Annotated in this window: 16 protein-coding genes; 10 read left to right on the top strand and 6 right to left on the bottom strand. The window is 70.8% G+C overall.

The window, feature by feature from the left end:
* Window positions 1-31 precede the first annotated feature (31 nt).
* Window positions 32-583, top strand: a complete 552-nt coding sequence (locus tag ACIP82_RS29365; protein ID WP_400657691.1) for a hypothetical protein — start codon at window positions 32-34, stop codon at window positions 581-583.
* An 18-nt stretch (window positions 584-601) separates the two neighbouring features.
* Here the strand turns inward: ACIP82_RS29365 and ACIP82_RS29360 are convergent, their stop codons facing one another.
* Window positions 602-1909 (bottom strand): helix-turn-helix domain-containing protein, encoded by a 1308-nt coding sequence (locus ACIP82_RS29360; RefSeq protein WP_400657689.1) that lies wholly within the window; start codon window positions 1907-1909, stop codon window positions 602-604.
* 176 nt (window positions 1910-2085) lie between these two features.
* On the opposite strand from ACIP82_RS29360, the gene ACIP82_RS29355 reads away from it, so the two are divergent.
* The 3 genes from ACIP82_RS29355 to ACIP82_RS29345 all read left to right on the top strand — a co-directional run bounded on the left by ACIP82_RS29355 (window position 2086) and on the right by ACIP82_RS29345 (window position 4639).
* Entirely contained in the window at window positions 2086-2283 is a 198-nt protein-coding gene (locus ACIP82_RS29355) for a hypothetical protein (RefSeq protein WP_400657686.1), read from the top strand.
* Window positions 2284-2452: 169 nt separating this feature from the next.
* Window positions 2453-3379: a hypothetical protein gene (locus ACIP82_RS29350; RefSeq protein WP_400657684.1), complete on the top strand. Its 927-nt coding sequence runs from the start codon at window positions 2453-2455 to the stop codon at window positions 3377-3379.
* Between the two features lie 9 nt (window positions 3380-3388).
* The gene (locus ACIP82_RS29345) at window positions 3389-4639 is read left to right on the top strand and encodes a tetratricopeptide repeat protein (protein WP_400657682.1); all 1251 of its coding nucleotides are present in this window, start codon (window positions 3389-3391) and stop codon (window positions 4637-4639) included.
* 30 nt (window positions 4640-4669) lie between these two features.
* Here the strand turns inward: ACIP82_RS29345 and ACIP82_RS29340 are convergent, their stop codons facing one another.
* The 4 genes from ACIP82_RS29340 to ACIP82_RS29325 form a co-directional block, all read right to left on the bottom strand.
* Window positions 4670-5251: a hypothetical protein gene (locus tag ACIP82_RS29340; protein ID WP_400657680.1), complete on the bottom strand. Its 582-nt coding sequence runs from the start codon at window positions 5249-5251 to the stop codon at window positions 4670-4672.
* 185 nt (window positions 5252-5436) lie between these two features.
* Window positions 5437-5808, bottom strand: coding sequence for a hypothetical protein (locus ACIP82_RS29335; RefSeq protein WP_400657677.1), 372 nt, complete (start codon window positions 5806-5808; stop codon window positions 5437-5439).
* Window positions 5809-5865: 57 nt separating this feature from the next.
* Window positions 5866-6339, bottom strand: a complete 474-nt coding sequence (locus ACIP82_RS29330; RefSeq protein ID WP_400657675.1) for an XF1762 family protein — start codon at window positions 6337-6339, stop codon at window positions 5866-5868.
* Between the two features lie 131 nt (window positions 6340-6470).
* Window positions 6471-7097, bottom strand: a complete 627-nt coding sequence (locus tag ACIP82_RS29325; RefSeq protein ID WP_400657673.1) for a hypothetical protein — start codon at window positions 7095-7097, stop codon at window positions 6471-6473.
* Window positions 7098-7427: 330 nt separating this feature from the next.
* On the opposite strand from ACIP82_RS29325, the gene ACIP82_RS29320 reads away from it, so the two are divergent.
* Window positions 7428-7559, top strand: coding sequence for a hypothetical protein (locus ACIP82_RS29320; RefSeq protein WP_400657671.1), 132 nt, complete (start codon window positions 7428-7430; stop codon window positions 7557-7559).
* A 429-nt stretch (window positions 7560-7988) separates the two neighbouring features.
* Here the strand turns inward: ACIP82_RS29320 and ACIP82_RS29315 are convergent, their stop codons facing one another.
* Complete coding sequence (locus ACIP82_RS29315; RefSeq protein ID WP_400657668.1) at window positions 7989-8447, bottom strand: hypothetical protein; 459 nt, start codon at window positions 8445-8447, stop codon at window positions 7989-7991.
* A 356-nt stretch (window positions 8448-8803) separates the two neighbouring features.
* Between ACIP82_RS29315 and ACIP82_RS29310 the strand changes: the two genes are divergently transcribed.
* The 5 genes from ACIP82_RS29310 to ACIP82_RS29290 are packed head-to-tail and all read left to right on the top strand — an operon-like array spanning window position 8804 to window position 12474.
* The gene (locus ACIP82_RS29310; RefSeq protein ID WP_400657666.1) at window positions 8804-9160 is read left to right on the top strand and encodes a hypothetical protein; all 357 of its coding nucleotides are present in this window, start codon (window positions 8804-8806) and stop codon (window positions 9158-9160) included.
* Between the two features lie 54 nt (window positions 9161-9214).
* A complete protein-coding gene (locus tag ACIP82_RS29305; protein WP_400657663.1) occupies window positions 9215-10108 on the top strand; it encodes a hypothetical protein in 894 nt (297 codons plus the stop codon).
* A gap of 38 nt (window positions 10109-10146) precedes the next feature.
* The gene (locus tag ACIP82_RS29300; protein WP_400657660.1) at window positions 10147-10503 is read left to right on the top strand and encodes a hypothetical protein; all 357 of its coding nucleotides are present in this window, start codon (window positions 10147-10149) and stop codon (window positions 10501-10503) included.
* Window positions 10500-11132 (top strand): hypothetical protein, encoded by a 633-nt coding sequence (locus tag ACIP82_RS29295; protein WP_400657658.1) that lies wholly within the window; start codon window positions 10500-10502, stop codon window positions 11130-11132. The genes ACIP82_RS29300 and ACIP82_RS29295 overlap by 4 nt, the downstream gene beginning before the upstream one ends.
* Entirely contained in the window at window positions 11125-12474 is a 1350-nt protein-coding gene (locus ACIP82_RS29290; protein WP_400657655.1) for a hypothetical protein, read from the top strand. The genes ACIP82_RS29295 and ACIP82_RS29290 overlap by 8 nt, the downstream gene beginning before the upstream one ends.
* The last annotated feature ends 44 nt before the right edge of the window (window positions 12475-12518 follow it).

The raw sequence follows: 12518 nt of genomic DNA, 5'->3' as shown, positions 1-12518 counted from the left end.
CGCGCAGACGATGACCAAGGAGCACGAGAGCATGAGCACCGTCCCCTCGCCGGCGTCCACCGGCGCCGTCGCCCGCGCCTACGAGCGGTTGACCGGGCTGTACGGGCCCAGCGTCCACCGTGAGGCCGCGGCGCTGCTGGACGACCTCTACGAGGCGGCCGCCAAGCACGGCCACGAGCGCACCAGCGCGGACCTGGGCTGGCTGGTCACGGCCGCCACCGAGGCCACCAGCAACAAGTACCGCCACCGCGGGCCCGACCGGTCGCTGGCCGAGCTCCAGCAGCTCACGAAGGCACTCACCGCGGCGTTCACCGACGTCGGTCTGACCCTGGCGCCGTCGGCCGGCCGTACCGGCGCGGCGGTAGAGCCGCTGCCAGGCGGGCCAGTCTGGGGCTGGGACGGGCGCACCGGCCTGGCGGTGGGCATCTACCTCAACGGCGGATGGGACGTGATGGTCAACCAGCCACAGAGCAGGGTGTTCTCCATGTACGCCCCGGCCACCGAGGCTGGCGCACGGGAGGTCGCGGAGATCGTCCGCGGCATCCTCAGCGGGGATCGTCCGGATCCGTTCCGCGGCCGTTGACGGGGGCGGAGTCGCGCATCAGCCGGCCAACCTGGCCAGCACCTGGTCCACACCGCTGACCGTTCGGTGCTTGCTGAACTCGCTGGCGGTGGCCCGGACGAGGTCGACACAGCGTGGTGCGCCGATCCGGTCGGCGATCTCCAGGGCCCGCAGTGCGCAGTCGGCGGCCTGGTCGACCGCGTCGGTGCGCAGCAGGGCTTCGGTCTCGTAGGCGAGGAATACGGCACTGGTCTTCTCCCGGTGGCCGGTCATCGCGGCGACGCCGCGTTCGATCATCGGGAGGGCCTGGGTGTGGTCGCCGAGTTCGGAGAGGCAGCGGCCGGAGTCCACCAGGAGGTCGTCCTCGGTCATCCACCACGCCCAGTCTGGGGCCGGGTCGTCGCTGCGCCGGGCGAAGAACTTCTCGGCGGCGGTGAGATCGGCTCGGCAGGCGGTGGCGTCGCCGAGCGAGGAGAACGCACGGGCGCGGCGCAGGTGGAGCAGGGAGCGAGAGATGGGGTGGTCGGCCTTGGCGAGGGTGCGGGTGAGGGTGTCGCGGGCGGTGGCCGGGTCGCCGAGCCAGGTGGCCTGGTAGGCGAGATCAGAAAGAATCCCGGCGCCGAGTTCGCGGTCGTCGCTCTGGTGTGCGGACTGGGCTGCGGCGTGCCAGAGGCGGGCGGCGGCGGCGTGCTGGCCGTGGTCGAAGCGGAACCAGGCGCAGGTCTTGGCGACGGTGGCGGCCTGGGCGTGCAGACGCATCCCGGTGGCCTCGGTGTAGGTGCCGTGCTCGATCAGGTTGGCGATGGTGGTGAGGTGGGCATCCAGCAGGGTGCCCATGTGCTGGCGCTGCATCGTGGGGAGCATGGTGAGCTGGCGGGTGGTGGTCTCCACCCAGGTGACCAGTTCGGTGTCGACGGCCTGGCCGGCGGGCGGGGTGTGGGCGTGGGCCGGGCTGGTGGCGGCCCACTCGGTGGCGAGGGAGACGATGCCCGCCCCGCCGATCGTGACGAAGCTGCGTCGGTCCATGGCGTGGCTGGCTGCCTCTCTGAGGGCGTGGATCGCGTTGCCGGGGGTGAGCGGGAGGACCGTGTCGAGTCCGGGCAGCCACGCGGGCCAGGTGTCCGGAACGACCACGGCAGCGTCGAAGTCGAACGCCAGGGCGATGAACAGCTGGGCATCCGGATCGGGCCTGACGCCGTGCTCCCACTTCCGGATCCGCTGCCGGTCCGCGCGGCTGGCCATCCCGACTCTGACCGCAGCCGCCTTCACGTGCCGGGCCATGTCGTCCAGCGACCATCCCCGGGCCCTACGCAGGTACTCCAACTGGCTCACGACGAGATCGCCCACCGCTGCACCTCCGTCAGAAGCGTAGCGATACAGGTGAGTTGATCGTCGGCGAAGGCTACACGGGGGCTACAGCAATCGCCTTCCGGCCGATGGTTCGTACTGCTGTACTCGTCACCCCGCGAACCGTAGGGCGCCGTATCGGGCGGCCGGTTCGCCCTGTGACAAGGAGATTCACCATGCAGGTCAACACCCTGACGCGCCGGCTCGACCACTCGGTCCCGGACGTCGCCCCCACCACCGACGTCACGTCCCTGACGCGCCGGCTCGACCACTCGGTCCCGGACGTCGCCCCCACCACCGACGTCACGTCCCTGACGCGCCGCCTGGACCACTCGGTCCCGGACGTCGCCCCCACCACCGACGTCACGATCTGACGTCAGGGCTGAACACGCCCACTGCTTGACGGCATGCGGGTCGGCTCGGGATCAGCAGCTGAGTCGGCCCGCATGCGGCACTACCCCTTCGTCCAGCAAACCGGTGGCTGACGCCCCGTCTCCGCCACCCCATCCACCCCGCTGCACCATCAGCCAAGGAGAGTCCACCGTGCAGACCACCATCGCCACACGCGTAGAGCCTGGCTCGTTCTTCGACCTCGACCGGGCTGACCCGGCGCTGACCCGTCTGCGCGAGGAGGGCACCCACTGGGCGATGCCGTTCGCGCTGATGGAGAACCTGGTTCAGTCGGGGACGCCCTACGCCGAGCACGCCCGCACCCTGCGCAGCGAGGCCGTGAACGTGGCCGGCGCCGCCTTCGACTGGCTCGACGCCGCACTGCCGGTGGAGATCGCGGGCGAGATCAACCTGACGGACTACGAGATCGCCGAGCACACCGACGACCGCCGCACCGCCCTGTCCCAGGCTCTCCAGCGGCTGGCCGCGGTCCACCCCGACGGGTTCGCCCGGGTGCGGGAGTTCGTCCGCAGCCTCCTGTGGGTCGGCCTCAGGCCCGGCGTCCGCACCTCCTCGCTGACCAGTTCCAGCGACCCGGCGCTGCCGTACGTCGTCGTGTTCTCCGACAAGGCCCGGCACCACATCCCGCCGAACACCGTCAGCCCGGAGCCGTCCCCGCTCTTCCTGGCGGAGAACCTGCTGCACGAGGGCACCCACCAGTCAGTCAGCTTCCACGTCCTCCAGCACCAGGTGTTCGCCGACGGGTACTCCTCCCAGACCTCCCCCAAGATCGAGATCGCATGGCGGGCCGGACAGGGCGTCGCCCGTAACCAGTTCTGGGAGATTGACCGGACCTTTCACGCGACCTGCGTGTACAACCAGCTGCTCCGGTTCCGCCGGACCGAACTCGACCGCGACGACCTGAGTGCAGACGAGCGTGCGAGCTTCCAGGCCGCCTACGACGAGGGGCTGCCGGCCGTCCGCTACCTCATGCGCGAACTCGAACTGCTGGGCGAGTACTTCTCCCCGCACGGGGTGGAGCTGCTGGCCGACTTGCGCCGCCAGACCGACCAGCTGTAGGAGAGAGAAGTGCTACAGCACCTCATCACCCAGGACGCGGACCTGCGCATGGTACCCGTCGACCACGCCGAGCTGACCACCGCGGTCAACGATCTCCGTGAGGAACTGCGCAGTCTGCCCGACGGGGCTGATCCCGCCCGGACGCGGGTCCTGTCCAGGTGGATCGGCATCGGCCAGCTGAGCCTGGGCGACCCGCACGGCGCACTCGCGTTCTTGCGGCAGTCCCTCGACCTGGCCACCGCCGGCGGCGACAGCCGAGCGGTCGTCGCCACCGAGCTCAACCTCGGTGACGCGCACCGCTACGCCGGCGAGACGGAGAGCGCCGCCGCGTTCTACCGCCGGGCGCTGGACACCGCCCGGAGCGAGCAGCCGGAGCTCATCGACTTTGCGCTCCAGCACTACGGCAAGCACCTCATGGAACAGGGCGACCTCCCGCATGCCAGCGCCCATCTGCGGGAGGCGCTGCGGCTGCGGATCACCAAGGGCGACACCGGGCTGATCGAGTCCACGCAGGCTGCCCTCGACCGGGTTGAGCGGCTGCTCGCCGATGCTGCCGTGCCAGCGGCCGACCTCGGGGCGCCGGACCAGTGGAGCAGCCGGTGGACATCGTGGCTCCTGTCCCACACCTGCGCCGCCGCTTCAGCTCGGTGGAACGACGACTTCCCCGCCATCCGGGACGCCGTGCGCAGCCTCGTCACGCACCAGCGCGTACAGCCCTGCCACCTCCGCGACCAGCCGTTCGCCGCCGACCTGGTCGCCGCCCTGGCGCAGGAGGCCGAGAAGGCCCTGACGGCCGACGGGTACCTGCACAACGGCAAGCGCAACGCGCCCGTCGGCGACACCGCGAGCACCTTCGCCGCACAGGCCGATCTCGCCGCCGTCGTGGCACGGGCCACCGGCCTGGACGTGGAGCAGCCGCACACCGGCGTCTACATCGCCTATGGGGCGGGTCAGTTCCTCGACTTCCACGTGGACGATCCCGGCTTCGGCGAGGCCAACCTGATCCTGTGCCTGCGGCACGACCGGCCCGCCGCCACCACGGCGAGTTCTACCGTCTTCATCACCGCCGACGGCTACCTCGAATGTGACCTCGCCCCCGGGGACTGCGTCGTGTTCGACGGAGCGCGAACACCACACGGCCGGACGCCGCTGGGCAGCGGCGAGAGCGTCGTCCTCATCAGCTTCGGCTTCCGCGAACGCGCCGGCGCCAGGTCCAGCCGGTCACCGCTTGGTGAAGCACCGTCTGCTCCGCGCGAGTGAACTTCGGGCTGGGGCCAGCCGGGGCCGTGGTCAGGCGTACTCGCTCAGGTCCACGGACGGGACGGTGACCCGGGCCGCCCGGTTGTACAGCTCCCAGCCCGTCGTGGTGAGCCTGGCGACCTGGCGCGTGCCGAGCTCGACCAGGCCGTCGAGCACGTAGTCCCGGACCGGGGTGGTGTGGGCGAGCGGGCGGCCGGGGCGGTTGTCGTCGTGCCATCGGCCGCCGGCCAACCGCAGACGGCCGTGGGCTAGGGCGTCGAGGAGTCGATGGTCTTCTGCCTCGAGCAGCCGGGTGCCGGTGATCCGGACGCCGACGTTGGTGCAGGCCGGGGCGTCGATCTGCTCGGTCTCGTGGCCGGTGCGGTCCAGGATCCGGCGGATGCGGTCGTGGTAGCCGGCTTCGGTCAGCTCGTTGCCCTCGTAGTGGACGTAGCGGCAGCGCACGCTGAGCGGGTCGCCGGCGTTCCAGAGGACGAACCCGGATGTGCGCTTCTTGCACCCCTCGTCCCACCCGGGCGCCTGGTGGGGAAACACGGCGTACGAGGCGAGCAGCTTGGCCACCTTGGCCTGCTGCGGCCGGTAGCGGATCAGCGCGTGCTCGGCTTCGGCCACTTCCCGTGTCCTCTCTCGGCAGGCCCGTCCGCAGCGCCGGGCACGCCCGGCGCTGCGCAGCAGCGTAGGGCCGTGGCGGGGCCAGCCGGGCGGCAGGCCTGTCCGGTTCACCCGATCGGGTGAACCGCGCTAGGTCAGACAGCGCGCGCCGGGACACGGCCCGCTGTAGCAGCGCCGAGCTCCGCTCACGCCCCGCTCGCGTACTTCGCCTCGATCGCCCGGATGGTGTCAAGAGCCGCGCGACGCCGGGCCAGCCGCTCCGTGCGGCCCTCGTCCCGGGCGAGGTATGCGGAGATGACCGCCCCGCACTCCTCGTCGGTCACCGGCTCACCGGCCTCGATCGCGGCAACAGTGCGGGTGAGCAGCACGTGATCCTCGGTAGCCGCCCGCAGGTCCTCGTCCGCCTCCCGCTCGAGAGCTTCCTGGTCGATGTCGGCCGCCGCGATCTCGGCCTCGATCAGCCCGGCGTGCCGCAGTTGCTCTTCCACCACCACCAGGGCGGCGGCCGCCACGACGGCTACCGCGTTCACCGCGTCGAGCTGTGGATTGCGCTGCATGCCCTGCCCAACGACTGCCGCCGTCGCCCGGTCACTGCCCGTACTGAGGCTGCCCCGTCAGTCTCCGGCCGACGCTTCCCAGAGTGTGCGGGCGACGTGTTCAGTGCCGAGTTGGCGGCGGGGCCGGCTGGCGCAGTGCCAGCCGGGGCGGGACGGGCGGTGGGCAAGGATGGTCCAGCCGGCGGCGCGCAGGCTGGCGCCGGTCTCGCCGGCCTGAGTGTAGGTGATCAGCCTGGTGTAGCCAAGGGCCTTCGCCGCACGCCAACTCGCTCCATACAGGACGCTGTTCGCGTTCCTGGTGCCGTCGGTGGCGGTGCGGGTGACCTCGAGCGTCTGGCCGTTGTCGAGGCGGCGGGCGACGGGCCGGCCGACGATGGCAACGGCGCGCAGCACGCCGTGCTGGTCGGCGGCGCCGACGGCGAAGACCATGCCGGGCGGTGGCCGGTGGTGGCGGTGCCAGGTGGCGACGAAGTCGCGGGCGTCCTTGAAGCGGACCGGCACGAGGTGCAGGCGCAAGTCGGGGTCGGTCATCGTCTCCGTCCGGGGTCGGGATGGGGACGATGACCGGTGGCCGCGGCTTGTGTCGCGCCCCCGGGGTGGCGGACGGCAGCCCTCCAGGGGCTGTCTGGCGGCTCGTGGTGTGGCCTTTTCAGCTCGGCCCGTCAGGTGACGAGGTGTTCGCCGCAGGCGGTGTAGAGGTTGACGTGGGAGTAGAAGCGGACGTCGACGTAGTCCTGCATCAGGGTGTCGTCGCCGCGCCAGTTGTAGGCCCCGGCGATGGCGGCCACGGCGTCGACCAGGGCCGCGCAGGGTTCGGAGAGCCGTCGTCGCGTGCGGCCCGGCCCGATCTCCTCGAGGCCGTCGACGGCCCAGTCCAGCGGGACGCCGCGCACCGCGATGTCGATCGCGGAGTTGCCGGTGAACTGGCGGTGCCGCACGGTGATGCGGGTGCCCTTGGGGGCGTCGCGGATCGGGTGGCGGGCGGCCACGGTTCCGTCCTGCTGGCGGGCGCGGGGCAGCGGGGCGCGGGCGGCCCTGATCTCGTCCTTGATCAGGGCGGCGATCTCCCGGCTGGACAGGTCCAGGGTGGCCAGCGCGCTGGAGCCGTAGGTACGACGGTCGGTGGGCAGCAGCCGGGCGGCAGCCGGGGCGTCGAGTGGCCCGTGGCGGGCCTCCATCCGGTCCAACTGCGTCTGCGCGGAGGCGCGTTCACCCTCACTGGCGGCCGGGTCGTCGCGCAGGCGACGAACGGCGGCCGCGCGGGCGGCGACGGTGGGCAGAGAGGGCATCGGCGACCTCGGGCAGGGGATCGATCGGGCAACGGCGTACCGCCCTCATGATGACGGCCGGCTACGACAAGCCGGGCCCGGGACGGGCCCACCGGCGTGCCACGGGGTAGCAAAATGCGTCATCGCAGGTCAACGGATGGAACCTCAAGGAATGCATATCGAAACGATATGCGCATTCGGGCTGAATTTGTTATCGGCCGGATGGTGGCCATAGGATCAGCACCGGCACTGCAATTCAGGAGTACCTGCCCCTCCCCCGTGTACGCGTGAAGATGCGCGCCTCGGGCCACCCGGCCCAAGTGTTCGAAAACCGGAGGGGAGCAGCGTTCCATGGCGGTTCGAACGAAGCCGGGAGACGACGACGAGTCGGACTCCGGCCCGGATGACCAGGGACGCCGCTGGCAGTGGCACATCGCCATTGAGGTCTTGAAGGTGCTGGTGGAGCTGTTCCGCCTGCTCTGAGGCCGGGTGCGGCCGGGGGGTACCAGCCCCCGGCCACGCCCTTAGGTGATGTGGCCGCGTAGCGGTTGCCAGCCGTCCGGTGTTCGCTCTGAGGGGTGAGACCGGACGGCATCACCATGCTTCCCGACAGGTTGACGTCGGAAATATTCAGACCCAGAAGGAAACTATCTGATCGAAGTTAGTTAGGCTTCGGTTCAGATTACTTGCGATCCGGGTGATAATCGCAAGCAGTGCAGGGAGATAAGGTTCTTCATTACTGGTGGCGACAGCAATAAAGACCTTTCGATGACCTAAGTCTAGACCGGGAACTTCGTGAAAGACAAACCCGAGTAGAACAACCTGAAGACTCAGAAGTTCTGTACTTTTTGATGTCGGCGAGTGGCCTTCACGAGTCCTCGCGCCGAGTCCCGGGAACCGTCTGGCGTTCGGTCAGGGGCGCGGGTGGGCCTGGAGGTATTGCTGGACGGAGACGGAGGTGACGCCCCCGTCGGGGTGGCCGTCGAGCTGGCTGGTCCGGGTGAGCAGGTGGACGGCTTCGGCGTCGATGCCGAGCATGGCGCCGGCCACGCTATAGGTGACGGCCTCCGCGGTGGGGTGGCCGGTGCTGGCCGCGGTCGCCCGGCCAAGGGGGGTGGCCCACCAGTCGTCGGGGATGGGAGTGTCCCCGGGGTAGAGGTTGGTCACCAGGTCGAGTACGGCGTCGGCCACCGTCTCGTCGTCGTCCGAGCGCAGTTGAGCGGTGAAGCGCTTCGCGGCCTGGCTCAGGCTCGACCGGACCATGTCGGTGAGGCCCTGGTCGCCGGTCAGCAACTCCAGCCGCCAGGCGAGGAGTTCGAACTCCTGGTAGATCTGCTGATCCAGCGGGTCGATCTCGGCGGCGTCGCTCATCGGGCTCTCCTGGGGCAGGGACATCGGCCCGGCCAGCCTATCGACGGTCGCGGCCGACCGTGGGGCCCTTCGTCGTATCCGGCCGCTGCGGGCCCAGGCCGCGAGCAGTGCACCACGTGATTCACTGATCGCGGTCACGGTCGGTCGGACACCTGTGCGCGTGCGAGGAGGTGACGGACCGGCGGCCGGGCGGGCCGACCACCACCGGGACAGATGGCACGGTGGTCGTCCTCTACACCCGTCCGGGTGCTTATGTCGCTGGCTAAGGTCGTTAGCCTCGTATAATCCCCAATATCAGAAGCTCCTTCTGTGGGAAGCCCTCCCTCAGAACACCCCCGCGCGCGCAGGAGAGCACCGTGACCACGTCGACAGCTCCCGGGACGCCGCTCGGGCGCCTCCTCGACCAGCTCGCCGACTTCGTCCGGGCCCGGATCGCCGAGCGCATCGCCGATCCCGAGTGGCCGGCCGACGACCGCGAGCACTTCGCCCGGCTGCTGCCCAAGCTGGACCAGGTCCTCGCCCATGCCCACGCTACCGGGCCCGGCCAGCAGATCGAGGCTTGGAAGCTGCTGAACGAGATGTCGCTGCTCTGGTACGGCCACGACGACCACCCCGTCAACCCGTGGCTCGAACAGCTCGCGACCAAGGACCCCGACGCCGCGCTACGCCATCTCAGGGACGTCCAGCACCGGGTCGACCGCATGGCAGACTGACCTGCGAACACTCCCGTCCCGCACCGCACTTGGCACACCCGGCAGGAGAATCACGTGGCACCCGAGACCGACACAACTCCACCCCCGACCACCCGGCACTCCGCCCAGCTCGGCGTCGCCGCCGACCTGCTGGAGGTACGCGGCGGACTGGACGGCCTGTTCGCGGACGCGCTGCACGACCTGGTCAACTGCGCGCCCTGCGGCGGGACGGGCGGCGGGACGGTCACCTTCCGCTCCACCACCGAGCCCACGTTCGGATTCGTCACCGCCTTCGCCGAGCTGAGCTGCTCCGACCCGCGCTGTCTGGCGGCTGTGGCCGCCGACCGGCTGGCCGCGCGGGTGCGGAGCACCGCGCCGGGCCCGGAGCGGCTGCGCGCCCTGATCGACATGATCACCCCCCATACCACCCTGGTCGCCGGCCCAGAGCCCACCGAGGTCACCCACATCCACGAGAGCGGCATCCGCGCCGAACTCACTGACGGCGAAGCTGAGTTGGCCATGGAGGCCCGCGCGGAGATGGCCGACGAGTACCCCTGGCACGGCGGTGACGCCGAGCCGCCGGTCACCGTCACCGACGGCGGCCGCGGCTACCTCACCGTCCGCGCCGAGCTCCGGTGCTCCGATCCGCGCTGTCTGGTGCTGCTCCCCGCGATGGAGACCTTCAACGAGCTGGCCATGGTGATCGACCAGGCCCGGCAGTACCGGAAGGACTTGCCGGAGGCGGTCCGCGCCCACCTGGACGAGGCGTACCGGCTGCTGCTGCCACCCCGCTGGCTGTCCGAGGACGGGCCCCTCCCGCTGGAGCAGACACCGCAAGCGGGCCAGCTGCGCACCGTCTGGCGGGCCCGCGAACGGTCCGTCCGGGCCGAACTGCTCGCCTGTACGCAGGCCTTGGAGGTCGGCGCCGTCGCGGCCGAGCAGCCGACCGGGGACCGGCCCGAATCCTGAACCACCACCAACCGCAGCACTGGAAAAGGGAGTTCACCATGGACCGTCGCCGCGTCTGGGGTCGCTGGACGCCGACCGAGGCCACCACCGACGAGCCCGTCACCAACCCGCTGGAGTGGTGGTCCAGCCGGACCGCCGCCGAGCAGGCTCTCCTGGAGCGCCTGGCCCCCACCCCGGGGACCGACCCGGCCCCGCGCGTCGAGCACCTGGCCGACGGCCGCACCATCACCGACGCCCAGTTCTACGGCGGCCACGAGTCCCGGATCTACCTGTACGAGGTGACCGGCGAGCCCGGCGCCGAGCTCACCGTCACCGACGAACCGCACGCGGTAGTGGAGTTCGGCCCCCGCGGCGGCGTCCGCCACCGCGCCCTCACCCCGGGCTGCTCCCGGTGAACGGGCCGGCCACCGGGAGCAGCGACGAAGGGTTCCACGACCATGTGGCCTTCGTCCGCTCCCGCCTGCACGAAGCCCTGGCCCAGCCCGACCAGGACCCCACGGAACAGCAGACGCTCGAGCGCCTGCTCATCCAGGTCCGCGAGATCGCTGACCAGTTGGACGCTACCGTGCCCACCGCCAGCAGGGTTCAGGTGAGGAGCATCGTCACCCTCACCCGGCTTGCTCGACGCTGGGAAGGTCACCCCAACTACCCCGGCATCCGCCGACTGGGTTCGACCGTCACCCACACGGCATACGGAGAGCCCGAACTCACCTCGTTGAAGGAGGCCGTGAAACGGATCGGCTCCTTTGTCACCTCGCGGGCCCGCGAGGAGGAACGCGACACGAGCGCTGGGCTGTTCTCGGAGCTGGGCAATGTCGTGCGCATCGCCGCCGGCGCCGAGGAGGCGGTACTCACTGCGCTGGCTGCCGACCGCCCGGACCTGGCCCGGACCCAGGTGCAGTTCCTGGTCGGTGCAGCCGGGCGGTGGGCACAGCACCCGGAGTTCTCCTCCGAACTCGCCCAGGCCGTTCTCCGGGGGATCAACGAGCTCGCTCGCCACGCCCAGGGCCGCCCGCGTGGCTGAGGACACGGTGCTGGACGCCGAGGTGGTGACCACGGCCGCCGAACTCGAGCTAGCCGCCCGAACACGGCCGCTGGGCCTGGACGTCTCCGGCTTCACCCGGGACACCGTGCTGGTCGCCGGGCGGCCGCTGCCCGCCCCGTTCGTCGCGCCGCAGTACACCGCGGCTGACTACGTGGTGTCCGAGCGCACCGCCCGACTCCTCGAGGAGGCCCGGCCGGCCAACACCAGCCGCAACCGGGACAACCAGGTCAAGCTGTTCCAGCTCTGGTGCGAGGAGCGGGGCCGGGTCGCGCTGCCGTGCACCACCGCGACGCTCTTCGAGTACGTGGGCGACCTGATCCATCGCAAGCTCGACCCGGACACCATCACGGCGTACAAGAGCGCGGTCGTCACCTGGCAGGAGGAAGCGACCCCGGGCAACACCCGGCCCGGCACCCGGCAGGCCACCGCGATCCTCACGGCCTACCGGACGGAGTGGAACCGTACCCACACCGACAAGCAGAGCCCCGCGATCCGCGAGATCGACTTGGAGGAGATGGTCGCGGTCTGCGACGAGCGCGGCCGGCCGGCCGACCTGCGCGACGCCGCCATCTGCTGCCTGGGCTTCCACTTGCTGAGCCGACGGATCGAGCTCGCCAAGCTGATCGTCACCCACGTCACCCTGCACCGCGACGGCATCCACGTCCGCCTGGTCGACCGCAAGACGCATAAGGACGGCTCGGTGTTCGAGGCGTGGATCCCGGCCCGGGACGACGCCCCGCACATCTGCCCGGTCCGCCGGGTGCGGGCCTGGCTGGAGTACGGGCGCCTGATCCATCAGCCCGATGACCAGGCGCTGTTCCGCGCGCTCGACCTGGCCGGCCGATTGGGGGTCCGGCTCACCCCGCAGACCCGGCCCAAGCACCCGGACGGCACCGACAAGAAGGACGAGGAGCTCACCGCCGAGGACTGGACCGAGCTCTCCTTCCTGTCCGGCGAGTCGATCAACAAGTACGTCAAGGCCCTGGCCCGGAAGGCGTTCGCGCGGGTCGCCCACCTCACCGAGGCCCAGCGGGTGGAGCTGGGCTACAACGCGCTGCTCAACGCGAAGACCGCGGGCCGCGTGACCGCCCACGGCCTGCGGGCCGGCGGCGCGACCGAGCTGTACGAGTCCAAGGTGCCCGAGGACACCATCGCCGAGCTCGGCGACTGGGCGAAGGGGTCCGACGCGATGAAGCGGTACTTCCGCAAGATCAAGGTCGCGGGCGAGAACGCATGGGCGGCCGCCCGGCAGGCTCGCGAGGCGGCCCGTGCCGAGGGTGGTCGGCCCGGCGGTGGTGGGTCGCAGCCGGCTGCACGATGATCGGCGCCTTGATCAGCGACGGACACAAGGACGAGCAGCTGGCA

It is taken from the genome of Kitasatospora sp. NPDC088548, assembly GCF_044753005.1.
Lineage (GTDB): Bacteria > Actinomycetota > Actinomycetes > Streptomycetales > Streptomycetaceae > Kitasatospora.
Note: the sequence above shows the minus strand (reverse complement) of the source record. Positions and strands in the feature narration are given on the sequence as shown.

What these genes read in the sequence shown, in the direction of transcription:
- ACIP82_RS29365 (WP_400657691.1), top strand. Translation starts at nt 32, where the DNA reads ATGAGCACCGTCCCCTCGCCGGCGTCCACCGGCGCCGTCGCCCGCGCC.
- ACIP82_RS29355 (WP_400657686.1), top strand. Translation starts at nt 2,086, where the DNA reads ATGCAGGTCAACACCCTGACGCGCCGGCTCGACCACTCGGTCCCGGAC.
- ACIP82_RS29335 (WP_400657677.1), bottom strand. Translation starts at nt 5,808, where the DNA reads ATGCAGCGCAATCCACAGCTCGACGCGGTGAACGCGGTAGCCGTCGTG.
- ACIP82_RS29330 (WP_400657675.1), bottom strand. Translation starts at nt 6,339, where the DNA reads ATGACCGACCCCGACTTGCGCCTGCACCTCGTGCCGGTCCGCTTCAAG.
- ACIP82_RS29325 (WP_400657673.1), bottom strand. Translation starts at nt 7,097, where the DNA reads ATGCCCTCTCTGCCCACCGTCGCCGCCCGCGCGGCCGCCGTTCGTCGC.
- ACIP82_RS29320 (WP_400657671.1), top strand. Translation starts at nt 7,428, where the DNA reads ATGGCGGTTCGAACGAAGCCGGGAGACGACGACGAGTCGGACTCCGGC.
- ACIP82_RS29315 (WP_400657668.1), bottom strand. Translation starts at nt 8,447, where the DNA reads ATGAGCGACGCCGCCGAGATCGACCCGCTGGATCAGCAGATCTACCAG.
- ACIP82_RS29300 (WP_400657660.1), top strand. Translation starts at nt 10,147, where the DNA reads ATGGACCGTCGCCGCGTCTGGGGTCGCTGGACGCCGACCGAGGCCACC.